General features: G+C 42.2%; 27 protein-coding genes. 4 read left to right on the forward strand and 23 right to left on the reverse strand.

What is annotated here, in order from left to right; all coding sequences use genetic code 11:
- Positions 1–38: 38 nt before the first annotated feature.
- The 8 genes from D6853_RS05080 to D6853_RS05115 form a co-directional block, all read right to left on the reverse strand.
- On the reverse strand, positions 39–770 hold the full coding sequence (locus D6853_RS05080; RefSeq protein WP_120656941.1) for an AlkZ-related protein: 732 nt from the start codon (positions 768–770) through the stop codon (positions 39–41).
- Between the two features lie 57 nt (positions 771–827).
- A complete protein-coding gene (locus D6853_RS15470) occupies positions 828–1,016 on the reverse strand; it encodes a hypothetical protein (RefSeq protein WP_243108298.1) in 189 nt (62 codons plus the stop codon).
- Positions 1,017–1,038: 22 nt separating this feature from the next.
- Positions 1,039–1,620 carry a DJ-1/PfpI family protein gene (locus D6853_RS05090; protein WP_120656942.1) on the reverse strand — a complete coding sequence of 194 codons (582 nt, stop codon included), beginning with the start codon at positions 1,618–1,620 and terminating at the stop codon, positions 1,039–1,041.
- A 110-nt stretch (positions 1,621–1,730) separates the two neighbouring features.
- Complete coding sequence (locus D6853_RS05095) at positions 1,731–2,420, reverse strand: aspartate/glutamate racemase family protein (RefSeq protein WP_120656943.1); 690 nt, start codon at positions 2,418–2,420, stop codon at positions 1,731–1,733.
- 101 nt (positions 2,421–2,521) lie between these two features.
- Positions 2,522–4,273 carry a 1-deoxy-D-xylulose-5-phosphate synthase gene (locus tag D6853_RS05100; RefSeq protein WP_120656944.1) on the reverse strand — a complete coding sequence of 584 codons (1,752 nt, stop codon included), beginning with the start codon at positions 4,271–4,273 and terminating at the stop codon, positions 2,522–2,524.
- A 32-nt stretch (positions 4,274–4,305) separates the two neighbouring features.
- Positions 4,306–4,983 (reverse strand): YczE/YyaS/YitT family protein, encoded by a 678-nt coding sequence (locus tag D6853_RS05105; RefSeq protein ID WP_120657010.1) that lies wholly within the window; start codon positions 4,981–4,983, stop codon positions 4,306–4,308.
- Between the two features lie 42 nt (positions 4,984–5,025).
- Complete coding sequence (locus D6853_RS05110; protein ID WP_120656945.1) at positions 5,026–5,892, reverse strand: AraC family transcriptional regulator; 867 nt, start codon at positions 5,890–5,892, stop codon at positions 5,026–5,028.
- A gap of 71 nt (positions 5,893–5,963) precedes the next feature.
- Entirely contained in the window at positions 5,964–6,137 is a 174-nt protein-coding gene (locus tag D6853_RS05115; RefSeq protein WP_120656946.1) for a chorismate--pyruvate lyase, read from the reverse strand.
- 181 nt (positions 6,138–6,318) lie between these two features.
- Here D6853_RS05115 and D6853_RS05120 point away from each other — a divergent pair, with 181 nt between their 5' ends.
- The gene (locus tag D6853_RS05120) at positions 6,319–7,398 is read left to right on the forward strand and encodes a hypothetical protein (RefSeq protein ID WP_120656947.1); all 1,080 of its coding nucleotides are present in this window, start codon (positions 6,319–6,321) and stop codon (positions 7,396–7,398) included.
- 2 nt (positions 7,399–7,400) lie between these two features.
- On the forward strand, positions 7,401–7,997 hold the full coding sequence (locus tag D6853_RS05125; RefSeq protein ID WP_120656948.1) for a TetR/AcrR family transcriptional regulator: 597 nt from the start codon (positions 7,401–7,403) through the stop codon (positions 7,995–7,997).
- Between the two features lie 11 nt (positions 7,998–8,008).
- Here D6853_RS05125 and D6853_RS05130 read toward each other — a convergent pair whose 3' ends face one another.
- Positions 8,009–8,638 carry a flavodoxin family protein gene (locus D6853_RS05130; protein ID WP_120656949.1) on the reverse strand — a complete coding sequence of 210 codons (630 nt, stop codon included), beginning with the start codon at positions 8,636–8,638 and terminating at the stop codon, positions 8,009–8,011.
- Between the two features lie 150 nt (positions 8,639–8,788).
- On the opposite strand from D6853_RS05130, the gene D6853_RS05135 reads away from it, so the two are divergent.
- Positions 8,789–10,567: an Rqc2 family fibronectin-binding protein gene (locus D6853_RS05135; protein WP_120656950.1), complete on the forward strand. Its 1,779-nt coding sequence runs from the start codon at positions 8,789–8,791 to the stop codon at positions 10,565–10,567.
- 40 nt (positions 10,568–10,607) lie between these two features.
- Here the strand turns inward: D6853_RS05135 and D6853_RS05140 are convergent, their stop codons facing one another.
- The 9 genes from D6853_RS05140 to D6853_RS05180 all read right to left on the reverse strand — a co-directional run bounded on the left by D6853_RS05140 (position 10,608) and on the right by D6853_RS05180 (position 19,659).
- Positions 10,608–11,282 (reverse strand): hypothetical protein, encoded by a 675-nt coding sequence (locus tag D6853_RS05140; protein WP_120656951.1) that lies wholly within the window; start codon positions 11,280–11,282, stop codon positions 10,608–10,610.
- Between the two features lie 25 nt (positions 11,283–11,307).
- Entirely contained in the window at positions 11,308–12,993 is a 1,686-nt protein-coding gene (locus D6853_RS05145; RefSeq protein WP_120656952.1) for a putative polysaccharide biosynthesis protein, read from the reverse strand.
- Between the two features lie 161 nt (positions 12,994–13,154).
- Positions 13,155–14,063 carry a hypothetical protein gene (locus D6853_RS05150; protein WP_120656953.1) on the reverse strand — a complete coding sequence of 303 codons (909 nt, stop codon included), beginning with the start codon at positions 14,061–14,063 and terminating at the stop codon, positions 13,155–13,157.
- Between the two features lie 92 nt (positions 14,064–14,155).
- Positions 14,156–15,262, reverse strand: a complete 1,107-nt coding sequence (locus D6853_RS05155) for an alpha/beta hydrolase-fold protein (protein WP_120656954.1) — start codon at positions 15,260–15,262, stop codon at positions 14,156–14,158.
- The gene (gene gtfA / locus D6853_RS05160; RefSeq protein WP_120656955.1) at positions 15,259–16,788 is read right to left on the reverse strand and encodes a sucrose phosphorylase; all 1,530 of its coding nucleotides are present in this window, start codon (positions 16,786–16,788) and stop codon (positions 15,259–15,261) included. The genes D6853_RS05155 and gtfA overlap by 4 nt, the downstream gene beginning before the upstream one ends.
- Before the next feature lie 2 nt (positions 16,789–16,790).
- Complete coding sequence (locus D6853_RS05165) at positions 16,791–17,594, reverse strand: adenylyl-sulfate kinase (protein ID WP_120656956.1); 804 nt, start codon at positions 17,592–17,594, stop codon at positions 16,791–16,793.
- Positions 17,595–18,395, reverse strand: coding sequence for an alpha/beta hydrolase (locus D6853_RS05170; RefSeq protein WP_120656957.1), 801 nt, complete (start codon positions 18,393–18,395; stop codon positions 17,595–17,597).
- A gap of 16 nt (positions 18,396–18,411) precedes the next feature.
- Complete coding sequence (locus D6853_RS05175; protein ID WP_120656958.1) at positions 18,412–18,813, reverse strand: DUF3237 family protein; 402 nt, start codon at positions 18,811–18,813, stop codon at positions 18,412–18,414.
- Positions 18,814–18,825: 12 nt separating this feature from the next.
- Positions 18,826–19,659, reverse strand: a complete 834-nt coding sequence (locus tag D6853_RS05180) for a Nif3-like dinuclear metal center hexameric protein (RefSeq protein ID WP_120656959.1) — start codon at positions 19,657–19,659, stop codon at positions 18,826–18,828.
- A gap of 100 nt (positions 19,660–19,759) precedes the next feature.
- Here D6853_RS05180 and D6853_RS05185 point away from each other — a divergent pair, with 100 nt between their 5' ends.
- Positions 19,760–20,581 (forward strand): helix-turn-helix transcriptional regulator, encoded by an 822-nt coding sequence (locus D6853_RS05185; RefSeq protein WP_158588666.1) that lies wholly within the window; start codon positions 19,760–19,762, stop codon positions 20,579–20,581.
- Here the strand turns inward: D6853_RS05185 and D6853_RS05190 are convergent, their stop codons facing one another.
- From D6853_RS05190 to D6853_RS05210, 5 genes are all read right to left on the reverse strand, one after another.
- A complete protein-coding gene (locus D6853_RS05190) occupies positions 20,582–21,412 on the reverse strand; it encodes a carbohydrate ABC transporter permease (protein ID WP_120656961.1) in 831 nt (276 codons plus the stop codon).
- Positions 21,409–22,296 carry a carbohydrate ABC transporter permease gene (locus D6853_RS05195; RefSeq protein WP_120656962.1) on the reverse strand — a complete coding sequence of 296 codons (888 nt, stop codon included), beginning with the start codon at positions 22,294–22,296 and terminating at the stop codon, positions 21,409–21,411. The genes D6853_RS05190 and D6853_RS05195 overlap by 4 nt, the downstream gene beginning before the upstream one ends.
- A 115-nt stretch (positions 22,297–22,411) precedes the next feature.
- Positions 22,412–23,791, reverse strand: a complete 1,380-nt coding sequence (locus D6853_RS05200; protein WP_120656963.1) for an ABC transporter substrate-binding protein — start codon at positions 23,789–23,791, stop codon at positions 22,412–22,414.
- Between the two features lie 117 nt (positions 23,792–23,908).
- On the reverse strand, positions 23,909–24,793 hold the full coding sequence (locus tag D6853_RS05205) for a carbohydrate ABC transporter permease (protein ID WP_120656964.1): 885 nt from the start codon (positions 24,791–24,793) through the stop codon (positions 23,909–23,911).
- Between the two features lie 10 nt (positions 24,794–24,803).
- The gene (locus D6853_RS05210; protein WP_243108299.1) at positions 24,804–25,733 is read right to left on the reverse strand and encodes an ABC transporter permease; all 930 of its coding nucleotides are present in this window, start codon (positions 25,731–25,733) and stop codon (positions 24,804–24,806) included.

The following is a 25,733-nucleotide window of genomic DNA, read 5'->3' on the forward strand; positions in this document are numbered from 1 at the left end:
ACTGTCCTCCTATCAATCTAATGATCGTTTGTTACCACTTACATTATAATCCTCTGTAGCTGCTTCTGTGTTGCCACCGGATAAATATCATTCATATGCTTTATGATCCTCTTTGCAGATTCTTTCGGATCTTCTTTGTATGCCTTGGTAACATGCTTGTAGCCCCACAGATGCTCAGGCGTACAGTAAATCGCGATCGGCCAGCCATACTCTTCTCCAAGTTTATTCTTTCTTTGTCTGAAATCGCGGACGCAAAGATACATCTGCATCTGAAGACCGGTTATGGTTCCGTCAAAATTCTTTTCTCCGCCTTTTCCAAAACCTGCCTTTGCCTTAAGCTCATTGGAATAAATCTCGGCGTCTTCATTTTCTTCGGCAAAAAGACTCATGATCTTGCGCTGCTTGGCTGAAGCTTTTCCGTCCTCCCATAGCGCATCGAAATCATATCCGTCTCGTCTTACATTGACAAAATATGGAAGCCATTTCTTTGAAATGAATCCGGCTTTTTTATCAAAAAACTTGCCGTAGGCGACCTTTCCGCTTCTTGCGATAAGCTCTCGCCACTCCCACGGGTCGACTTCAGGATCTCCGCACCACCAGTACTTGGGAACAGTTCGCTCCTCAAGCGAAAATCCGGGAATGTCATTTTTAAAAAGAGGCAAAAAGCCTACTTCATTTATGTAGTCAATTGCCTCTTCATAGCTGTGCAAACACTCAGGATCGTTCCAAGATACGCCGTACATTATCCATGTTCCGTTTTCATTTGGCATAAGTCGCCCTCCATATGAGTGAAACCCAAGTATTTTTCTTTTACGTCCAAAGCGATGTTATAAACATCGGCGATGCATCGGTACTCTTTTCAAAGCCGCATCTCTCGTAGAAATGACTGTCTTAAAATTTTTCATCGCTACTACAAGTTTATCAGGAAAATGTCCTGATGACCAATCAACAGAAAGAAATAAATCCTCAAGCTGCTCCTTGGTGAAATCTTTAATGTCCTTATATTCAACATTCATCTTTTGCTCCTGCCTTACGTATTTAGTAGCCCATCGCTTCAGAAACGACAGCGGTCTTTTCTTTTCCGACGAGTTTCTCGAGAAGTGTGAAAGCTACGTCTGCTGCAGTCTCGGGGCAAAAGCTTGTGATGATGTTCTTATCGACAACGACTCTCTGATCGGGGATTACGTTAACTCCGAACTCAGCAAGCTCTTTCTGCCTATAGCCATCTCTCAAATGATAGGTCGTTGCGTTTCTGCCCTTGAGAACTCCGCTCTTTCCGATGGGAAGAGCACCGACGCAGATAGATGCGATGATCTTGCCCTGTCTGTCAAACTCTCTGATGAGCTCAAGAAATTTATCATCATACGCTTCATCATAGAAGTTCCACTCGTCGAATCCGCCGGGGATCGCAAGCGCGTCATAATCGCTCACGCTGATCTCATCGATCGTCTTATCCATATTTATCTTGATATCAAAAGTGGAATTTACAACCTTGGTAAAACCGCATGTAGTGACGTTTACATCGTAGCCGTGGTCATTTCTGGCCCAGCCCATAACGTCAACAAAAGGCGCAAACTCCATGTTCTCAAAACCCTTACAGCAAAAAAGTAAAATATTCATAATCGTATAATCTCCTCATATTTTGAAAAAATCCGAAAGGAAGTTCTGCTCTCGCTTTGCTCGCCAGAACTAAGTAGTACAGCACGACTCAAAAAAACTGAGTCTGCTGATTACTTAAGTGCCTCCCTTGCGGCCTCTGTTGCATGGATTATAGTCGTGTCATAGACAGGAAGCACACTGTCTCTTTCCTTGATCAGCATTCCGATCTCGGTACAGCCGAGGATAACGCCCTCAGCGCCTCTATCTTTCATGTATGAGATTATTCTCTGATATTCTTTTCTTGATGAATCAAGCACCTTGCCAAGGCAAAGCTCGTTAAAGATAACGTCGTTTACAAGCTCAATATCTGCTTCATCGGGGATCATCACTTCAAGTCCCGCATCTACAAGTCTGTCCTTGATAAAGTCCTGAGTCATTGTAAACTTCGTTCCGAGAAGTGCGATCTTTTTATATCCGTCGCGCTTTATGGCATTTGCCGTCGCATCGGAAATATGAAGGATCGGAACACTTATCTTCTGTTCGATCTGAGGTACAAGCTTGTGCATTGTGTTTGTCGCGATGACGATGAAATCAGCGCCGGCCTTCTCAAGTCTGACCGCCGCGTCAGTAAGGATCTTGGCATTTCCGTCCCAGTTGCCTTTACTCATGTTGTCTTCAAGCTCCGCAAAATCAACGTTGTACATCATGATCTTGGAACTGTGGAATCCACCGAGCTTAGCCACTGTTTCCTTATTAAGGATCTCATAATAAGTGATCGTGCTCTCCCAGCTCATTCCACCTATAAGTCCGATAGTCTTCATAAAAAAGCCTCCTTGATGTGTGAATATATCTTGAAACTATATCACTCACCAAGGAGGAATACAATATATTATTACCTTACAATTTTGTAATGGTGCGGTTTTCACATAATATCTTCAACGATCTGCTCAGGTGTGATCCTGTTCATCTTAAGCACTTCGCTTGAAGAAATGCCGTCATAGAATCTCTTTTCGAAGCCGTAGTTAAGGACCTTAACGTCCTTGCCTCCAAGATATGAAGCGATCTTCTGACCAAAGCCTCCCTCAAGGATACCGTCCTCAAGAGTTACGATCGTATCATGATTCTTGATTAGCTCATCCAAAAGAGCCGTATCAACGCCCGAAGCGTATCTGGGATTAACAAGTGTTGCCTTTGTTCCGGTCTTCTCTTCGATAAGTGTAGCTGCCTTGCGGCCGATATTAAAGAAATCTCCGAGTGCGAGGACCGCAACCTTCTCACCCTTTTCACAAACCTGATACTTATTGAATTCGCCATAGCTCTTGGCAACATCATACTCCGCCGCATTTACGCCATCGCAAGGAACCGCAATGATCGTGGGATGATCATTCTGCTCAAGGCTGTAATCGAGCATAGCCATAAACTCCTCTCGGTTAGTGGGTGAAAGATATACGATTCCCGGAACGTTTGTAAACATGCCCATAGCGGATATACCGATATGTGTCGCATCGCCCATTCCAAATATTGATGAAGAATAAAGAACTATCGTTACAGCACTTCCGTTAAGTCCAACGTCCTGAGTCACCTGATCGTATACTCTCTGAGCAAATGTCGCATTTGTGACAAATACAGGCTTACCGCCGTTCTTTGCAATACCTGAGCACATCGCAACAGCCTGTTCCTCGGCTATTCCGACATCGACATAATTCTTACCCATAAGTCCTCTTACAACCTCGGTAAGTCCCGCCACTCCCGGTATCGCTGCAGTCACGCATACAACCGAATCATCTTTTTTAATCTTTTCAAGCATATAATCCGCAAAAATATCCGAATAAGACTCTCCGCCACCGCCATATTTTTCTCCGGTTTCTCTGTTAAAAGGAATTGCATAGTGCCACTCTTCCTTATCCTTCTCGGCAGGCGGATAGCCCTTACCCTTCTGTGTATGAACATGAACGACTATCGGATGATCAATGTCTTTTACCTCAGAAAAAGCCTTGATAAGAGTCTGTATGTCATTGCCCTCTTCTACATACTTATAATCAAGTCCCATCGCCCTGAAAAGATTATTTTCACAAGTGCCGGCGCTCTTTCTGAGCTCTTCAAGATTCTTGTAAAGACCGCCGTGATTCTCGGCAATGGACTGCTCGTTATCATTAACGATGATGATGAGATTGGAATCCATCTCACCTGCATAATCGATACCCTCAAGGGCCTCACCGCCACTGAGAGAGCCGTCACCGATTATTGCAACGACGTTGCCTTTTTTACCCGTAACATCACGTCCCTTGGCAAGTCCTGTTGCAAGGCTTACAGAAGTAGAAGTATGTCCAATGTAGAACATATCATGCTCTGACTCATCGGGATGAGTAAAGCCGCAAACATCGCCAAAGTGTGCATCATCATAGTATGCCACAGCTCTTCCCGTAAGCATCTTGTGAGGATATGTCTGATGTGCAACGTCAAACACAAACTGATCAATGGGCGACTCAAATACATAGTGAAGGGCGATCGTAAGCTCAACCGCTCCGAAGTTCGGTCCAAAATGACCGCCTATCTTTGTTGTTCTGTTAAAAAGAGCCTCTCTGATCTCTGCAGCAAGCTCTATGAGCTCACTCTCAGAAAGCTTTTTCACATCCGAAGGTCCCTGAATATTTTTAAGTAACTTGTATTCCATAAATAATCCTTTCTAACGTGCTGTGCCTCTGATTATTTCTTGCCTCTCTCAAGCATAGGTCTTGCTATCTTTATATTAAAGAAATCGATGAGCGGTCCCATAAAGAACGCGGTGATTATCGTTCCGACACCTGCTATCGTAGGGATCTTGCCGATCGCATTACCTGCCATTACAAATAAAGCGCAGCCAAGAGTTACACAAACAAGATCTGTGCAGATCCTGATGTACTTGAACTTTCCAAGCTTCCACTTATTTGCCATAACGATGGCAACCGCGTCATATGTCGAAACACCGAGATCCGCCGTCATATAAAGAGCCGAACCAAAGCAGATGATCACGATTCCTATGATCAGGCAGATGATCCTAAAGATCATAGACGGATTCGGAAATACCTTTTGAAGTGCTGCGTACGTAAATTGTGTGATATATCCCAAAAGAAACAGATTGATAAAGGTTGCGATACCGATGTTATGCCTGTCCGCAACCAAGCTGAATATTAAAAGAATCGCATTTACAATTACATACAAGGTACCGAATTCGATCGGAATGATCGCATCAAGTCCGCTCATAAGAGACTGAAACGGATCTACGCCGAGCGCGGCAAGCTTAAAGATACCGACACTTATCGCACAGATAATAACGCCTGCAAGAGACATGGCGATACGCCTTTTTCTCTCAGACAAAAACTTAATGATATCCGTATTAGACATTCTTTTTCCTTCCCTCATAAAAAATACTGATATATGGGCAGCTTACCTCTCTTTTATGTACAGATCCCTGTACTCTCCGGGAGCCATGCCCTTTTCGTTATGAAACACCCTGTTAAAGCTCGGAATACTCTGGAAGCCCGATAACATCGCAACCTCCGTGAGTGTCATCCCCTTGTTGGAAAGAAGCTCTATAGCTTTCTCCAGACGGATCATGTTTAGCCACTTATTGTAATTCATTCCGGTAACTTCTTTGAACATTCTGGAAAAATAGTCCCTGCTGATGCCGACTCTTTTTGCCATAGTAGTTTGAGAAAGGTCGTCGGAAGTCAGATTATTCTTGATATAATCAGTAACTCCGATCATCCTCTTCATGACGTCATCCGTATATCCGTTGTGTGCTCCCGGCTGGATCTCGGGAACAAACTCCTCTCTGTACTCATCAAGTGTCATCATAAACTCCATTAAAAGCATGCAACACTTAAGCTCACGGTCGGGTCCGTCCGAAAAGAATATCTCTTTCATCTTATACGTGATCTCTTTAAGCTTGGCTGCCAGGAGCGGATGCGAATTGATGCAGATGACATGCAGATTCCTGTAAAAATGCATGATTCTTTGAAGATCAAAGAGTGAATTGACAAAAGCATTGCTAAACTGAATAACAAGCGCTTCTTCTCTGTCCGCGTCAACTATAGAATGCATCTCCATAGGCCATGCCAGCACGAAATCACCCTCTACAAGAGTGTACGTGTCCTGATTGACCTTATATACATTGGTCTTGCCCGGTCCCACGAGAATAATCTCGCCGTAGGAATGCCAATGCATCTGGTAGCTGCGCTCTTTAAAGCCGGTAGACATATTAAAAGCGCTCACGTTATCAAAACCGTATGTTTCGTATTGACTGTAATCCATAATCCACCCTTTTACTTCTTATATTTTGACTTTAACACTATCAAATTTTGTCCTATTTATTTTATCAAATATCACTCTGCTATAGAATACTGCATAAACTCATACTTAAGCTTAGTTCCGACTGCAATACTTTCGGGCAAAAGAGCTCTCGCAACAAGCTTAAGATCGTCTGATTCTATATCGCATCTCTTAAGATTGGCATAATCTCCGTCAATGCTGTCTACTACGTAGTACCAGGTTTCCATAAGTGTTCTCCTTGTCTTTTGCAAAAATATATTTCGTATAAATATACTACCATAACTTAAGGGGCGGGGTTAATGATTCATTTTCCTCTTGACAATTAATTAAACCAATGGTTTAATTACTACGATGTATCAATTAAACCAGCGGTTTAATTAAAATATATACTTCAGGAGCGACCATATTATGAAAAAGAAAACACTGATAGCGCTTATCACAACTACGATCATGCTGGTTGCAGCGCTCACATCAATACTTGTCACAGGGAGGAAAACAAACGTGAATACAGATAAGAATATACAAGGACTTAACGAAGAACTGTCCGAGATTATGTACCTGGGCTCTCTTGCCCCGAGTTCTCACAACATACAATGCTGGCTCATTGAATTGTACCCGGAAGAAGGAAAGCTTACCGTCTCTGCCGACCCCGAGCGAAAGCTGAGCGTCGTTGACCCCCAAGCCAGAGAACAGTTCCTCTCACTCGGATGCTATATACGAACCCTCGAAGAGGCTTTTCTCGCTTACGGGTACAATGTTACTTACAGCTATGACGAATCAACCGATACCATGAATCTGTCATATAAAAAGATCTCAGATAAGATCGATCCAAATACAATCACCAGGATCAAGAAACGTCACACAGACAAAAGAGCTTTTGACATAAGCGATTCTTCCAAAAACGAATACGTTTCAAAGCTTTGCAAAAACATCGGCTGCGAATACTACTCTTTTGACACCAAAGAATTTGCTATAATAAAAAAAGCAACGGCAGATGCTTATATCAAACAGGCTTACGACGAGGAAACAGCGGCAGAACTTTCAAATTGGCTTAGGCTCTCCAATAAAGAGACAAAAGATAAAAAAGACGGTCTGAGCGCTGAGCAGCTTGGCATCACGGGTATCAAGAAGGTCTTCTACTATCTTTTCACCAACCACGAAAATGCAAAGGGAAAGACATTCGCAGATCAGGGCATTGCCAACACGGAAAGTCAGCTAAACGGATGCATGGGCTTTATCATCGTATCTTCCGGCGATTCCAAAAAAGAGCTTGTGGAGTGCGGTATAAAGGCAACAGATATCTGGCTTGATCTTACGGAAAACAACATATCTGTTCATCCGATGAGCTATGCAATTGAGGAAGCCGAATACAAGACACAGCTTCCTTCAGAAAATCAGCAGATGCTCCTTCGCGTCGGATGTGTTAAGAAATACGGAGAAAACAACGCTGTCAGAAGGGACTTATCAGACTACATAAAGGTACATTAAATATGGGAAGACGAATAAAAGAAGAACCTATAGTACACAGAGAAAGAATCGCAGCTGCGGCCGAAAAGCTTTTTAAAGAGCAAGACACCGTAAAGGTAACGGTCAGCGACATTGCCAAAGAAGCCGGCTACAGCAAGGCGACTTTATATACCTATTTTGAAAACAAGGACGAGATAGTCAGCTATCTCGCCCTTAAAAGCATGTCATTATTAAAAAATGAGATCATCAAAAACACCGATTCTAAAAAGACTGACAAAGAAAATTTCCTCGGTATCTGCAAGGGTCTTTTGAAATATTATAAAAAATATCCCATGTACTTTGACTTTGCGCAAGACACCATCAACGTTGATTTTTCAGAAAACAAATTCTACAACACCGACCTCGATACGTATATCGTAGGTCAAGAGATCAGCGCCTATATTAAAGAGCTTTTTAAACTCGGCGACGAAGCCTTTGTCACGACCTTTGCGATGTGGGGCTCACTTTGCGGTGTTATCAAGCTTGCCGCCAACAAGGAAGCCTTCATTCAGAAAGAAACCGGAATGAACAACAAAGAATTCCTCGACGCCGTTTTCAATATCCTGTATAAGGTCGTGTAAAAACCTGCCACTTATTTTCCGTCAGGGAAGCTTGTAAATGCGCCACTCTCAAGCGTAGGAAGACCGTACTTTTCCTTTGCATCTGCGATGGCTTTTATCATAAACGCCATGTTGCGGGCAAGGTTTCTCATTGTCTGAAGTCCTTCCTTGTCCTTAAGTACATCTTCCGCCGTACGACCGTGCACCTGATTCCAATATGTTGAAGAAGCAACAGGCATTCCGCTTATAGTAAAGTACTTATTGAGAACATCAAAGGTTGCTGTATTGCCGCCTCTTCTGCAGCTTGTAACCGCAGCTCCGACTTTCATCTGTTTTGAAAAATGTGAGCTGAAAAATAGTCTGTCCAAGAACGAAAGAATTGTTCCGTTAGGCGAAGCGTAGTAAACAGGGCTTCCCACAATGAGTCCGTCTGCCTCTTCAAACTTCCTTGCAACTTCATTTACAAGATCATCATCAAATACACACTTACCTGTGTTCCCACAAGAACCGCAGCATACGCAGCCTCTTACAGCCTTGTTGCCGACATGTATAAGCTCAGTCTCTATACCTTCTTCATTCAAAACCTTTATAACCTCAGCGAGCGCAGTCGCTGTGCAGCCGTTAGCCTTGGGGCTGCCGTTTAATAAAATAACCTTAGCCATAATAAAAACCTCCTATCTTTTTAATGTTATTATTTTAAAAGGATCTGGTCAAAACAAAAATTGTTCCGGTGATATTCATTTTTTGACCTTTTACCTTTCGCAGAATATAATTAAACAGACTCTTTTTAATAAACGGAGATATTGATAATTATGGCATTTGACGGTATTACAATTGCAAATCTCACCAAAGATTTCAGCGACCGCTTAACAGGCGGCCGTATATATAAAATTGCACAGACTGAGAGCGACGAGCTTCTTATCACGGTCAAGCTCTCCTACGAGAATATTGATAAATACGGCATTAAGCAGGCTAAGATTCTGATGTCTGCAGGCGCTTCTCTCCCGCTCATCTATGAGACGGACGAGACCAAGCCTTCACCCATGACCGCGCCCAATTTCTGCATGCTCCTTCGTAAGCACATTCAGAACGGCCGCATCATCAGCATCACACAGCCGGAACTTGAAAGGATCATACGCTTTGAGATCGAGCACCTCGATGAAATGGGCGATCTTCGCCATAAGACTCTTCTAATCGAGATTATGGGAAAATACAGCAACATCATCTTTGTCGACGAGAACAACGTCATTATCGACAGCATCAAGCACATACCCGCGTCTGTAAGCTCAGTCCGCGAGGTTCTTCCCGGAAGAGAATACTTTATCCCTTCTCAGGAAAAAGAGAATCCGCTTGAAACAAACGCAGATGTCTTCTCATCATGTGTTCTCTCAAAGGGAATGCCTGTTTTTAAAGCTATCTACTCGGCTTACACAGGCCTTTCTCCGATCATTTCACAGGAAATCTGCCACAGAGCGGGCGTCGACGCAGATAAATCCGCGATCAGCCTTGAAACCAAAGAAGCGATCGCACTTTATAAAGCTTTTGATGAAATTGTTCAGAATATTAAAGAAGGCTCTTTTACGCCCTGCATCGCATATGAAAACGATACTCCCAAGGAGTATGCTTCCATTCCTCTGTCAATCTACGAGGACTCAGAAGGCGCCGAGCTTGTATATCCCGAGACTATCTCGTCTCTTATCATGCAGTATTACTTAGAGAAGAACATCGTCACAAGAATCCGTCAGAAGTCGGTCGACCTAAGAAAGATCGTACAGACTGCTCTTGAACGTAATGTTCGTAAATATGACCTTCAGCTTAAGCAGATGAAGGACGCTGAGAAGAAAGATAAATACCGCGTTTACGGAGAGCTCCTTACTGTATACGGTTACAGCGCAGAGCCCGGTGCCGAGAAGATAACGGTCAATGACTATAACTCGGGAAAAGATGTGACTATAACACTGGACCCTACTCTCACACCCGCTCAGAACGCGAAAAAGTTTTTTGATAAATACACTAAACTTAAAAGAACAGCAGAAGCTCTTGAAGAACAGATGAAGGAAACAAAAGAAGCAATCGATCAGCTTGAATCCGTTGAGACAGCTCTTGAGATTGCAAAAGAAGAAGCCGACCTTGTTCAGATCAAGCAAGAGCTTCAACAGACAGGCTATATAAAGGCTCATTATCAGGGCAAGAACGCGCGGAAGGAAAAGGTTGTAAGTAAACCCTTCCACTATCTTTCAAGCGACGGTTTTGATATCTATGTAGGAAAAAACAATCTGCAAAACGATGAGCTTACCTTTAAGACTGCAAACGGCGGCGACTGGTGGTTCCACGCCAAGAAGATCCCCGGTTCCCACGTCGTACTTCTTACAGGCGGAAAAGAAGTTCCGGACAGAGCTTTTGAAGAAGCCGCAGCTCTTGCAGCTTACTATTCAAAAGGTAAGAATCAGGAGAAAGTCGAGATCGATTATCTAAAAAGAAAAGATGTCAAGAAGCCTAACGGCGCAAAGCCCGGCTTTGTAGTTTACTACACCAACTACTCTCTTGCCATCGCTCCCGATATATCAAGCTTAAAGCTTATAAGTGAGTAAAAAAAGAGGGACCGAAATAATCCGGTCCCTCAAATCTGTTTTATTCAACTATATTAAAGTCTTTACTATAATCCTCAATTGTGATCTTATTTTCATTACTGTAACCATAAGGACGCTCAAAGCTACTTGACGCACTATATGGTTCACTACTGGTCAGATCATAAGGCATACTTGGAGTCCAATGAAAGACTGCCCAAGAAAATCCGCTTAATTCAATTCTATAATATTCATTGTCATCTTCTGATATCTTCTCAAAAGAAACTATCTCAGATTTCTTTTTTTCCTTAGTATAACTATCAGGCCAATCAACACCTTCGGTAATAGCTGTATAATGTGTCACTTCTTTTCCATCAAACACATAAAGATCCGCCGGCTTATAGTTTGTCTCCCAAACTCCGCTGATCTGCTCAAGTACCCACTGCTCTTCTTCGTCAGCGCTGCTAAATTCAGGAACCGAAATAGCTGTTGCTGCATCGTCAGCAGAAGCAGATTCACCGGAAACAGCCTCTGTACTCTCATCACTACTTGCAGTATCAGCGCTATCCAATCCTTCGGAACCGCTTGTTTCTGCATCGGAAGCTACATCCACTTCCTCTGTTGATGCTTCTACGCTTGCCTCTTCACCTGCACTTGAAACTGCTTCCCCGCAGCCTGCAAGAATCATACTTGCAACTACTGTTGTTGCCAATAATAACATTAAATTTTTTCTCTTCATTTCTCTTTCCTTTAAATCCCCTTTATTATAAAATCCTAAGTTTTTTAAGAATCTGTGCGATCTTAACCCCCTTAGGGAATCTCTTTATATCATCCTCCGATGCTCCGCCTGACTTAATAAGTACAGCGAAGTATACGAACAATGCAATTCCGACCGCGATTACAGTTGCAATAAGATTGGATAAGTAATATTTAGCAATCTCCTCTCCGTACAACTTCATCGTAATCCATAAAGATAATTTTATAAAAAGCTTTTCAAATATCATATGTGTGCAGAATGCCACAATTCCCATGACAAGAGCAGATATCGAAGGAAGCAGATATGTCTTCCTGAAATCATATGTGATGGGAATATGCTTCTTCATCACAAAGTTATTGAGTATACACATTGTAAGCGAATATATGATCGTAACAATACATAATGCAATATCATTTATATTTGTATACACAAGCAATATCCAAAGAACCGCTGTCTGTATAACCAATGCAATCGCAGCATTGATAACAGGTTCTTTTAACTTGCCGATTCCTTGAAGAACAGCATTGGTAAGCGTTGATACTGAATAGAAAACTACCGTTATAGCAAGGAGCATAAGCAGTAATGATGCTCTTGGGATTGTCTCATTCGGACTTGGGAACAAAACCATCATTACAGGTCTTGCAAGTGCAAATAAGCCTACTGCCGCAGGAATCGATATCATGAGAATGATTCTCATTACTCTCGAAACTGTATCTCCCGCTTCTTCTTTATTTCCTCTCGCAAAAGCAGTTGAAACCTCAGGTATCATAGCCATTGCTGCAGCGCTCGAAAGTGCAATCGGAAGATTGGAAAGTACCATTGCCCTTCCTGAATAAACGCCAAAAACAGTAGTCACATCATGCTCTTCCAAATTCTTAACATTGATCAGTATTCGGCTAAACAATGCAGAATTTACTGTAGTAGAAAGATTATAAATCGCCGTGCTAAGAATAAAAGGCGTTACGACTATAAATATCAACTTAAAAGCCTCATGATTTCCCATGTCATCATGAAAATCCTTATCGACTCTTCTATGTATACCTGTTTTATTAACACTATATACAAATAGCATAAATAAGAGAGCAATTATAACTCCGGAACCTGTACCGAGTGCGCTTCCAATAGCACCGAACATAGCTCTTTTCGGAAGATCTTCATCGCCGACGTAGTTAGTAAGCATATATGCTCCGCCGACACTGACTACTGCATTTAACAACTGCTCAAGTATCTGTGAAACAGATGTAGGAATCATATTCCTATGAGCCTGCGAATAGCCTCTTAAAACTCCCAAGAATCCGAAAAAGAAAACTGTCGGAGCAAAAAACTTTAGTACTGTAGCCGCTCTTCCAACAGCAAAAAAATTAGCTCCAAAGAAAAGCAGCAAACTCGCCAGTCCGCCAACTACCGAAACATAAACAAGTGCACATTTAAAAATTCTGTGAGCATTCCTATATTCTCTTACAGCCAATTTGCCGGAAATAATTTTGGACATAGCAGAAGGTATGCTATAAGCGGATATCAAAAGAGCAATATTATAAAAATAATATGCCGCTGTATAATATCCATTGCCATCATCCCCGATAATGGCTGTAAGCGGACTTCTGTATAACAAGCCGATAATTCTTGATACCACACCCGCGATAGCAAGGAAACCAACCTGCTTATATAAACCTTTTTTTGACTCAGAACTCATATTGAAATAATGCCTTACCCTTTATAGTATTCAGCTTTTTCAGTATTTAATTCTAATATATGCCATTATCGATTGCAAGGAGCGTGCTCGCTTAACACTGCATAATCCTATCAATATTCTATTGTCCATTCCTCCGGCATCTCATTACCTGACATAAAGCATTACTTCACTTCCGGCATTTTATTACTTGTCCATTCAGCAGCATTTGTAAAGAAGTACTCGTCTGAAAGATCATGTAAGTCAATAAATATTCTGCCATCAGAAGCAAATATTATCGTATAACTCTCCGGCATATCGGAAAAATAACAATCATAATACTTGCATGTAGTTCCATCCTCCAAAGTCTTCTCAGATGACTCTAAAATAAAGTTATTTGTGCACTCAAGGAATGGATACTCATATAATTCATCCCCGACAATTTCATGAATAGCATCAAGCTCCTGCTGCGTAAAAGCTTTTATATTTTCAGCATTCGTATAAACAGGCTTTCCCTTTGTATATTCATTGTTTGGTGAAACCGACATTCCCATTTCACCCAAACCGGGATCTGAATTAACGTACAATGAATCATTTTCAAGATAAAAGATCATATAACCGTTGCTTGCCGAATCCTCCACATCGTCCTGATTGCAGATAGCCATGTTGGTTGATACAAAATGCGCATCTCCGCTTAACATACCGCTTCGATATCCGTACAAGAACTCACCTTCAAAATGAAAACCCTTATTTGTCTCATTGGTTATCTCAAAATTGCCGGAAACAGCAGAAAGACAATTAGTAGCCTTCCAGCTTCCCTCAAAATCATCGGCGTTATCGACCTCAACAATCTGAGTGTACAAAGCGGGCATATCTACTGAATATACTTTATTCCAAGGATCGTCTACAAAAGACATATCCTCCGATGCATTTGAGATACCTGTATCAGTCTCCCCTTCGACCGATACTACTTCAGTTGCTTTCTGGACTTCTACTTCTGACGGTATAATACTGTCATCCTGTTTCTCCCCACAGCCCATAAGAAATACTCCTAGCATTAGTACTAATGCCGGTATTCCAATAACTTTTTTCATTACGATTATTCTCCTCTCTTCCCTTTCTTTTTCCCTTTCTTTTATAAATATTTAACATCTCTTTAACATATTATCATATACTACTAAAAAAATCAAATCTTGAATATCAGCGTGGCAAAGTCGCGGATGCTCTTCCTCCACACATTCCAGTCGTGGATGCCCTCGTAGACATTGCGGATCTGCTTGATACCCTTCTCTTCAAGCAACTTGTCATCATGCTCAAAGTTCTCCCAGAAGATATCCTTATCCCCCATCGACCTGAAATAAACATCGAATAAAGAATTAAAACTATCGGCGTCATCAAGAATTGCAAGATGCTTGTTATCGCTCTTTGCTCTTCCCGGCATATCAAGCTCCGAGCCCTGGATAATATCCGTCACAAAACCACTGAATACTCCAAGACAACTAAAGAGCTCGGGATGAGCAAAGCCTATGAGCGAAGTCTGGAGCGATCCCATTGAAAGACCCGCCATACCGCGTTTCTTTTTAGAACCTCCGACTCTGAACTCCCCCTCGATAAAGGGCATAACATCTTTTAACAAATAATCTTCAAAGAGTTTGAAGTCAACAACCCTGTTTCCATCTTTATCAAGTGTCTGAACCATTCCGTTGTTCATTACTATCACGAAAGGCACAGCATTTCGTTCTGCGATCAGATTATCCATAATAAAGTTGACCTTACCCGCTGCTGTCCAGCCCATCTCGTTCTCGCCGTGACCGTGCTGAAGATAAAGCACAGGATAAGTATCATTGGAATCATCATATCCGGGAGGCGTATATACGACGCAGCTCTCCCACTCACCCGTAACGGATGAAGGGAAATACTCTTTTCTGACGCTTCCGTGAGGAACATCCTTAATCCCGTAAAAATCATCGTTGCTCTCAAGCTCAACGTAGTTATAGGGCCTTGAATATCCGTATGATATGGGAAGCATAGGTGTTATGAGCTCCACACCGTCTACAATAAGCTGAACGTAATTGATAGCGCCCTCTGCCGTATAAGGGGTCTTCCATATACCGTCATCACCCTTAACACATAAATGGTCTTCCTCGTTGTATCTGAAATTAACTTCCGTAGCCTTCGGCGCTCTTATCTGAAGAATGCATTTGCCCTTTTCAAAGGTAACGCACTCAACCTGCCCCTCGTATGGAAGGACTCTGTCAAATGCCAGCGCCTGAAATGATGTATTGTACTTCATACGGTTATTTCGTCCTCTCCGGTCTTTGCTACTACCACAAAATCGAATGTTTCAAGATCAAGCTTAAGCAAAGCTTCGCATTCGCCGTTTTTCCATTTGATATTGATCACCTTATCTTCGCATGAGGCTGTAATATCACTGTCAAAAGAAAACGCTCCGAAGCTGTTTCTGAATTTCAAAAGCTCAAGCTGTCTCTTCACAACGTCTTTTTCCAAAGCCTTCTCTATCATCTCTTTGGAATAATTGGTTCTGTTGATCTCCTTGTGTCCGCCTGCGCCTGCGGCCTTTACAGCCTCGTGGTCGTTCTTGCCCGCAAGAAGGTCAAGATACCAAACCTGAGGCTTGCCCGGCATAAAGAGCTGAAGAGCCCTTGCTGCAAGCATCTTTTTATCATCCTCGCCAAGAGCGGAATAATATGTCGCATTGACCTGATAATACATGTTCTTGGCGCCGTGAAGATCCTTTACATAGCCTCCTCTGGATACAACGGTATCTATAAGGCTCTGAATCTGCTCTTCCTTGATAAGTCCCTTAAGATCAAGAAGCGGGATTCCGTCATGACAACCGAGCATGTTTACAGTTCTTATCTTTTTGTCTATAAGCTCATTCGCCCACTTTACGATCGTATCTCCGTACTTATTCTCAAATGCATCGATAATAAGTCCCGGAAGGAAGAAATCGTATGTCATGTAGCCTTTATCGGCTATAGTCTCATATATTTTTTCCGAATATGATGCATGAATTTCGGGTAAAAGAGTCAGCTTATACTTATCTGCAAGTTCTCTTACCTTAGCCAAAAGCTCCCATGTTCCGGGTTCGTTAAGGAAATTCTTTTCTCCCGGTTCCTTAGGTGCATATGCAAAAGCATCAAGTCTGACAATACTTGCGCCGTAATCCGAAATCTTATGTAAAGTATCATCGTAGAATTCCCACACAAGATCCGATTTGATGTTAAGATCCATCTGGCCAAGATACTTTATTCCCTGAGGAGTGTTTTTTACCTCCTGATAAAAAGTGTTCCAGTACGGAACCTTCTTACCGTCGGGCATCGTAACCATAAGTATCGGAAGTCCCGGTTTTCTGAAGAACATATCCTTGATATACTCTTCATCAGGCTGAATATAGCCTTCCTGCGTAAGCTCACCTTTGCCTTCCCAGAATTTATTCCAGTTGATGAAAAAGTCCTTATATTCGGAATCCTCACCTTTGTTTATAAGATCCTGAAACTGAGGTGACTGCACCGATGCATGGTTTAATATAAAATCAAGCTTAAGATCGATCCCCATCTTTCTGAGCGCATCAAGATCTTCCTTAGTAGCAAGATTCTTTTCAAGGCCGTAATCAATTACGGAAAATCCTCTGTCAAGATCTGTATGATACAGGCTCGGAAGGATATAGAAGGATGAAAAAGTTCCCAAAAGCTCATCCTTTTTCAAAAACTGCGTTATATCTTTAAGTGTACCGCCAAGGCTGTCGGGATATGAATTTAACATGGGTTTGTTATTGGCACTTAGTGACTTACTCATAATTACTTCTCTGACTCCATAAGTTTGGTATATTCATCAAAGCTAAGTATCTCCCCTTGCTTTGATACGATTATCTTGGCCTTGTGAGCCTGGCTCTTTATCATGCCCTGCTCGATCTCAAGTACCATAGTTGTAAACGGGCTGTCTGTAGCGCCGTCTCTGTTTCTTGCTCTTCTGTGCTCGAGTGTCTCCTTGGGAGTGCTGTTAAGCAATATCGGAATATCAACACCCTTGTAGTTGTCGCTGTTTCCGTGAGTCCACTCAATGATCAGCACATCCGTATCGGAGAAATCAACAATTTCATGCCAGAGCTCGTCTTCTTTTCTTCCCATTCTCTTAAGGCTGATATTCTTTTCGCCTGCCTTAAAATCAAGAGCTATCTTTTCTATCTCGGCGAAGTCTATTTCTTTGTCGGAACCAAGATAATCTTCAAGACCTTCTCTTCCAAGTTCCTCATAAACGCGAAGTCTCTCGGCGTCATTGTGCATGGGTATGCGTCTGGGATAATTGTCTCCTGATAATGTATAGCTCTTTATTCCACCCTTTGTGAGATAATATGAAAGAATCGATGCAATCTCGGATTTTCCTACTCCTGAGCCACCGCATACAGTTATGACTACCTTTTCTTTTCCCTTATTGGCTTCCTCTTCAAGAAGCTGTAAGAGCTTAGGGAAAATGATATTTGCCTTCTTTATATGTCCTTCGTTTATCTCCACCTTGTCACCCGGCATATCTCCGTGTGGTATATTCTTGGGTAACTCGGGTGCTGTCCAGGTATCGAGTTTTTTGATCTTATCAATAAGCATTTATTCTTCCTCCAGTGCCCACTTAATTGAAGGCTCCAAATACTGATTCCAGAAATTCCAGTCATGGATTCCGGGACTTTCTTTATAGGTGAGATCCACCTTTTTCTCAAACAGGAAGTCTCTGAACTCTCTGTTGTTCTCAATAAGGAAATCCTCTGATCCGCACGCCATAAATACAGGTTGGATCTTATCTCCCTTACTAAGCCTTTCTTTTACGATGAATTCGGGATCGTTAGTAGTCTCTTTTACCTTCTTAAGATTTCCAAATACATGGCAGTAGTAATCATAATCCGCGATATCATCCTTGGTTCCGGGCTGAACATCGCCAAGTCTGTTAACTATAAGAGCTGATGAAAGACCTATGATCTTGCTGTAGTTCTCGGGGTGCTCAAGTCCCGCATGGATAGCTCCGAAGCCTCCCATTGAAAGACCTGCGATAAAAGTATCCTTGGCATCCTTGGAAAGACCAAATGTCTCCCTTACATAATCAAGAAGCTCAAAGCCTACGAAATCAGCGTATTTGTAGCAGCAGCCGGCTGCGTTTGTATAAAAGCTGTTGTCTCCCGAAGGCATAATAACCGCAAGATTGTATCTGAGTGATATATCCGAAATGAGACTTCCAAGCGGCCAGTCAAATGTATTGCCTGAATATCCCTGAAGAAGCATCAAAGTCTTCATCGGTCTGTCATAACATTTATTTCCCACCTTCATCTCAGGCGGAACATCATTGGGAAGGCAAACATGAAAAATAGTCTGTCTCCAAATGGAAGTTGAAAAATAACTCATCTGTACAAAAGCCATTGTATGTAATCTCCTCTCAATCCACTTTGAAAATATGTATGATAATACCTTCTCCTTTGGGTTCAATCTTACCTTTGAGATAAGAATCCTCCATCCAGGAAAGGCTCTTTGAATCCGTAATTATCTTAGGTATGGTGTATTCAACCTTTTTATCGCTGTCCAGAACAGCCTCGTTCTCGATAAAGATCTTGCAGGCTTTTCCTGCATCGTCCAAGCCGTCAAGCATATATCTTGCGGAGAGCGTCCTGTTCTGAGGATAAAACTCCTTTTGAGTATCTACACCACCGGGAAGTACATTGCCGTTGAAGTACTTGCCCTTACAGTTACCGGTAAAATTTATCATTGCGGCTTCCGCCGATTTTCCTTTTACCTCAAAAACGTCCAATACGTCGATGTATATTGTAAGTATCTCTTCCATAGAAGCCTCCCGTTATACCAAATATGTGAAAGGCTCTTTGGCATCAACAAAGGTAACCTTAATCTCACCTGTTATGCTCTTAAGCCAGTCGGGCAAATGCTTCATTCCGCACTCTTCACTTCTCTCATGTCCAAGGACTATCATTGCCTTGTTCATTCCAAGCTGGGATGCGTCTCTTACATATGCCGAGAGTGTCCACTCGGTGATATCGCCGCATACGCATACATCGATGTTTTGCTCCTTCATATAGATCATCGGAAGATTTTCTGTTCCAAGTCCAAGGCTTCCTCCGCCTACAAGAACTCCGACTCTTTTGACTTTCATATCGGGATTACCGACAAGCTGAATGACATTCATATCAAGCTTATCCTTAAAAAATCCTGCAAGTTCAGAAAGTGTAGTCTCGGGAATAACATAGGTGGCACCAAACCAGCTGGTCTTAACATCGGCTGAAGGTTCTTCTCTGTATTTTTTCCATCCGAATTCCTCATCAAAACCTCTGTATATGCCATCCTCCGTACCGGCATGCATGTGATCGTGGAATCTCCATACGGCAATCTTGTTATCTTCAAGAAGCTTCTTTTTCTCAAGATATACAGGATCGTCCCTAAGCCAGTCCTCTTTATCGACTCCCGTAAACCATGTTGGTTCGTGAGTTATGATCATGTTGGCACCAAGCCTGACCGCCTCATTTATAACATCCACGGTAGCCATAAATGTTGTGACTATACCGGTTATTTCCATGTTTACGTCACCGATCATCAGATGGTCGCAGGTCTCCTCATAGGAAAACCTCTTACTTCCGCTCTTTGTTATGATCGCTTCTATCAATTCTTTTACGGTCATGCCTTGTACCATCCTATTCTTTTATCTTGTACAACTTATCTTTATGACACCGCCGCAAAAAATTATGCTATCATATGTATGTGTTAAATCGGAGGTTGTCATGACTGATTTTTATGAATCAAACAACGATATTTTTAGTCTTCTTCCCGTGCAGATCTATCGTCACGATCTTGACGGAAATCTTATATATTCCCCGCTTCACTGGCACAGAAGCATTGAGCTCACCGTGACGCTTACGGGTGACATCCGTTTTAATACGGGTAGCAGCCATTTTGACATGAAGGAATCCGACTGGATCCTTGTAAACAGCTGCGAGCTTCATTCCTGCAGTTATGTGTCGTTAAACGATCATTTCACAGGTATCAGCTTTATCATCTCCAATCCGTTCATTGAAAAATGGCTTGGTAAAAATCTGTTCTTTTATAACCCGGGGAATAAACAGGTTACAAAAGAGATCAAAAAGATTGCTCAGGTTGTTTATAACCTTGATCCCGAAGACGAAGAATATCCTTATCTTCTTATGAGCAACACTTATGCTCTTTTGGGAATCCTGAATAAATACTGCAAAGCCGACGGACCGTCGTCCAAAGCCGGTATGAACAGCTCGGATATAACCGTTCGTTTTACGGAGTATATTGAAGCTCACTACCGCGAGGATCTATCCTACGAAGCTATGGCAGATCATTTCAAATACAATCCGACTTATTTTTCAAGACTCTTTAAAGAATCACTTGGTGTGAACTTCCATTCATACCTTAATTTCGTGCGCGCAAGTCACGCCGCAGAGCAGTTGTCATCAGGGAAAATGAGTCTTACCGATTGCGCTTTCGATAACGGTTTCCCCAATGTAAAATCGTTTATCACAACCTTTAAAAAGCTCTACGGATGCACGCCCGGCGCGTTTATGCAGAATAAAAAGTAATCATCCTTTTACGCTACCTGCAACTACGCCTTCAATAATGTACTTCTGTCCTATAAGATAAAATGCAAGGACAGGAAGTATTCCAAGTAAAAGTCCTGCCATCATAGGTGAATACTCAGCCGAATGATTGGTAAGGAATGTCTTTATGGCAATAGCCAATGTCTTTGAATATGACTTTGTAAGGAAAAGGCTCGACATAAGGTAGTCGTTCCAAACTCCCATTGCAACAAACACAGTTACAGTGATAATAATAGGTTTAAGGAGAGGCATTATTATCCTGAAAAATGTAAGTGCAAATCCGCAACCGTCAATTCTTGCGGCTTCATCAAGTTCCTCCGGAATTCCTTCTGTAAATCCTTTATAAAGAAATACCGCAAAAGGAAGGTTGAGGCCTACCGCTATATATACAACCATAAAAAGGTTGTTTGAGAGTCCGAAAAGTCCTGCATATATTTTAACGAGAGGTATCATGTACACCTGAAACGGTGCAACCATGGATGCGAGGAACATTCCGAAAACTATTTTATTAACTTTCCATTTTTTTCTTGCAAAAAGATATCCCGTCATGCTTCCGATGAACATGTTAAAGATAACTGTGAGAACAGTTATGATCGCTGTGTTTGAAAGGGCTTTCCAAAAGTCCATTCTCTTAATCGCAATGCTGTAATTCTCAAGTGTAAAGTTCTTGGGAAGTGCAAACGGTGTTTTTATAAATTCAGGTGTGGGCTTAAATGTGTTGTTTATAAGCACAAAGAACGGAACCATAAAAAGGATGAGAACAAATGCTGTTATAACGAACAGTAAAGTCTTTTTATCTTTTCTTTTCATCATTGTTCATCTACCCCCTTCCTTGTGAAATAAACCTGCAAAAGCGAAATAACCGCAACGATCACGAAAAGTACGATCGCCTGTGCCTGGCCTTTACCAAACTCCATGCTGGTAAATGCTGTCTGATAGATCTTGTATGCGATGAGCTCTGTTGATTTGTAAGGTCCTCCGGCTGTAAGTGAGAGGTTCATATCAAAGGACATGAATGTTCTTGATATGGAGAGGAAAATACAGATCGCCGTAGAGTTCTTGATAAGCGGAAGCTTAACGTTCTTTATAACTTCAAAAGAAGTAGCTCCGTCAACATATGCAGCTTCAATAAGCTCTCTTGGAACACTTGTAAGTCCCGCGATATAGATAACCATAAGGTAACCCGAAAGCTGCCATGCGCTTACGATAATAAGAGCTATAAGGGCTCTCGTCGGATTTGTAAGCCATGAAGTAGACATCCAATCTACTCCTATGCTCTTTCCGAAGGATGTAAGTGCATATGAAAAGATAAAGTTCCAGATATAACCAAGGATGATTCCTCCGATGATATTGGGGGTAAAAAATCCTGTTCTGAAGAAGTTCTGTCCCTTTATTCCGCTTGTAACGGCAAGTGCAAGAAGGAATCCCACCAGATTACTTGCAATAACCGTAAACAGCGCATAGATAACTGTCTTTAAAAATGATGTTATAAAAGTTGAGTCCGCAAATACATCGAGATAATTCTTCACACCGACATAATGGATCTCCATCGCAAGTCCGTTCCAATCTGTAAAAGTAATCCATATTCCGTAAATGAAAGGAATCAGAACAACGCTGGCCCAGATAATAAGAGCCGGAAGTCCAAAGCCCGAAAAGCAAAAGATATCATTTAATCTTCTTCTGTAATTCTTAGTCATAATTTATCCTTTTAAAGAAGCGGGAAGTACGTGACTCCCCGCTTTATTGTTTTATCCGGCGAATCCCCGCAGATGCCTGTAAAGATCATCCACGGGAACCGGTGGGTTTAACAGATTATCTCTTTTCCTGATGTGACCAGTACTCATCAAGCTTAGCAGCAAGTGCTTTTCTATCTGTCTGACCGGCAAGGTATTCGCACATGTATGCGCCGCACTCATACCAGATGTCTGAAGGTGCAAGGTTAGGTGTTCCGTAGAAGTCGTATGTAAGACCCTGTGAGATGTAGTTTGCTGTTGAAAGACCAAGAGGGCTCTCGATCTCAACCTGACAGTTCTTGTAAGGAAGAGCCTGTCCTGTTACCTTAACCATCTGCTCCTGAGCATATGTATCAGATGTGATGAACTCGATGAACTTAAGTCCTGCAGCCTGCTGAGCCTCTGTGTTCTGGCTCTTGTCGATGCAGTATCCCTTAGCATATGATGTTGCAATGCTCTGGTTGAGAACGTCGCTTGCATCGTCGCTGTGAGGAACGGGAAGAAGTCCGAACTCCTGTCCTTCTGAAACGATAGGTCCAAGGAAAGTCCAAGCCCAGTCACCCATGAACCATGTTCCGCACTCACCTGCAGCAAGTGCCTGTGCATCGATGTTAACATCGCCTACAAGGGGATCTGCAGCATTGTGATTGTACTTAGCCATCATATCGAATGTATCCATGTAACCGTTGAATACTTCGTTGTCGATCTCTTTTGTCTCGCCTGCGATGATGCTGTTTACATAATCAACTCTTTCCTGAGTTGAACCGATCGCACCGCCGTAAGCCTGGCAAAGCCAGTGTGAACCAAGTGACCAGTTAACACCTGTAAAGCATGTGGCGTCAACGCCTGTTGCCTCGATCTTCTTGAAAAGATCCTCAAGGTCTGATCTTGTCTTAATCGTTGAAGGATCGAAATCTCCTCCTACAGCCTTGTCGCAAACTTCCTTGTTGTAAAGGATTCCGACACCTGCTGCGGTCTGAGGAACTGCATAGATCTTGCCGTCAAATGTCATTGTGCTGAGAGCGTTCTCCTCAATATTTGTAACAACGGCCTCGTTTGTAAGCTCAAGCATTCTCTCCTGGTTCTCCCAGATATTGATAGGATCCATAAGTGAAACTGTAGGGCCTTCGTTACTAGCATAGAGAGCCATCCACTGCTGAAGCTGATCATCACCTGCAGCGATGTACTCAACTGTGATGTTGGGGTTAAGTCTCTCGAACTCTGCGATGATATCCTGGAACATCTGATCCTTACCGGTCTCAGTTGTGTAGAAAGAGATATCAACGGGCTCTCCGCTCTCTGCTGTATCAGCTGATTCAGCAGGTGCTGCATCTGTAGCAGGAGCAGCCTGTGTATCAGTGTTGGATTCATAAGAATCTGCGCTCTGTACTCCGCATCCTGCAAGGGCTGTCACGATCATAGACATTCCCAAAACCATAGATAATAATTTCTTTTTCATGTAAAAGTATCCTCCTTTTGAAATACCCCGGATTTTTTATTGATTCTATTGTATTAACAAAACCTTTTTTATTCTTTCCCTTATTTAACCTTTGGATTGTCAAAAATTATCTTTTGGTTATCCCTTTACAGCGCCGACTATTACGCCTTTTACAAGATATTTTTGTACAAAAGGATAAATAATGACAATCGGGAGTATTCCGATAACAGCCATCGCCATTCTTACCGAAGTACTCGGGAGCTCAACTGCGCCTGTTCCGAGGAGTGATGCGTTTGAGTTTGAACGAAGCGCCTGAATGTTACTCATTATCTTCATGAGAAGCTGCTGAATACTGTAGAACTTCTCGTTATTTACATAGTAAAGACCGTTGGTCCAGTCGTTCCAATATGCTATTCCCGTAAAAAGACTTATCGTAGCGACAGCAGGTATCGCAAGAGGAAGCATGACCTTGAAAAAAATCTTGAATTCACTTGCTCCGTCAAGCTGTGCCGCTTCTATAAGAGAATCGGGAATGCTGTTCTGGAAATAGTTTTTTACAAGGATTACGTTAAAAGCGCTGACGAGATAATTGGGTATCATAAGTGCCCAGATCGTATCCTTGATATGGAAGAATCTTGTCCACATGATGTATGAAGGCACGATTCCGCCGTTAAAAAGCATTGTAAAGAATACAAAAAACGCAAGCACATTGCGATATCTGTATGACTTTCTCGACATGGGATAAGCAAGCATTGTCGTAAGGAGCACGCTTACCGCCGTACCGAAAAAGGTTACAAAGAAGGATACTCCGTATGATCTTAGTATCAATCTTCCCTGTTTGATCATGTAGTAATATGCGTTAAGACTAAGCTCTTTTGGAATAAATCTGTATCCGTCTCTTACAAGCGCAGTCTCCGCCGTAAATGAAGCCATTACTATCAAAACTATCGGGAGCATGGCGAATACTACGAGAATAGTCAGTATGATCGTTGAAGCTCTGTTAAAAGTTTTACTCTCTGTCATCTCCATCTCCTTAGAAAAGTGCATTGTCCGGGTCTATCTTACGGACTGTAAAATTAGCCAAAAGAACCAGTATAAAGCCTACAAATGACTGGTATAAGCCGGCTGCCGCAGACATGCCCACATCATTAAGCTCCATAAGTCCTCTGTAAACATAAGTATCAATTGTCTGAGTTACGTTAAAAAGCGCTCCGGAATTCTGCGGAACCTGATAAAACAGTCCGAAATCTGAATAAAAGATCCTTCCTATGGACATAAGCACAAGCGTGATGATCGTCGGTTTTAACATCGGAAGTGTTATCTTAAAGATCTGTGTCATCTTATCGGCACCGTCAATAGCGGCTGCCTCATAGATTGATTTATCTATTCCGGAGATACTTGCCATGTACACGATCGACTGATAACCCATATTTTTCCAGAGAAAAACGATTATAAGTATCGCAGGCCAAGGACCTGTGGTTGCATACCAGGACACCGGGTTGATGCCCAGTGTCCTTAGTACGGTATTGTTTAAAAAACCTGAATCCGCATTTAAGAATGCGTAAACTATAAATCCTATTACAACCCAGGATAAAAGATTGGGTAACAGCAAAAGAGCCTGAAAGCCTTTTACTCTTTTCCTCTCTCCGAGCTCACACATCATGATCGCTACAGCTATCGCAAGGATCGTGCCTATTATGATAAACGCAATATTATAAAGCACGGTATTCCTTGTCATGATCATGGCATCCTTGGTCTTAAAGAGGAATTTGAAGTTATCAAATCCGCAGAAATCACTTCCGAAGATTCCCTTCTTCAAGCTGTATTTCTTAAATGCCAGAAATACTCCGAACATCGGTATGTAGTTGTTTATTAGAAGATAGATCACTCCCGGAAGTGCGATCAAAGAAAGGGGCAGATTTTTAAACCTCTTCTTTTTGTTTTTAACAGGTGTCTCTTTCAC

The sequence above is a fragment of the Butyrivibrio sp. X503 genome (genome assembly GCF_003625475.1).
In the GTDB taxonomy this organism is placed as follows: Bacteria; Bacillota; Clostridia; order Lachnospirales; family Lachnospiraceae; genus Butyrivibrio.